Genomic DNA, 575 nt, shown 5'->3' on the forward strand with positions numbered 1-575 from the left:
CTCCGGGATCGGCCGCGCCACCGCCAAGGCGTTCGCCGCCGAGGGCGCGAAGGTCGGCTTCTGCGGGCGGCGGAGCGAACTCGGCCGCACCGTGGAGCGCGAGATCCGCGCCGCCGGCGGCGAGGCCAGCTACCTGCGGGCCGACGTGCGCGAGGCCGACCAGGTCGAGGCGTTCGTGAACGGGGTCGTGGGGCGGTACGGCGGCCTCGACATCGCGTTCGCCAACGCGGGCGTCGAGTTCTCCCGGCCGCTGCACGAGACGACCGTCGCCCAGTGGGACGACATCACCCGCACCAACGAGCGGGGCGTATTCCTCGCCATGAAGTACGCGATACCCCACCTCATCAAGCGCGGCGGCGGCGTCATCGTGTGCACCTCCTCCAGCGGCGCCGAGCGCGCCCGCCCCGCCCACGCCGGCTACTGCGCCAGCAAGCGGGGCGTCGAGGGCATCGTGAAGTCGGCCGCGCTGGACTACGGGGCGCACGGCATCCGGGTCAACGCCGTCCTGCCCGGCACCACCGACACCCCCCTGGTGCGCCCGCCTGGGCTGAGCGACGAGATGTGGGCGTCGTTCA

1 protein-coding gene is annotated in these 575 nt (G+C 73.7%); it reads left to right on the top strand.

Features of this window, described 5'->3' with window-relative positions; translation table 11 throughout:
• Nucleotides 1-575: SDR family NAD(P)-dependent oxidoreductase (locus tag KUM32_RS42105; RefSeq protein ID WP_217146875.1), on the top strand; the 575-nt coding region annotated here is incomplete at both ends.

This window comes from Streptomyces sp. AC627_RSS907, assembly GCF_019049165.1.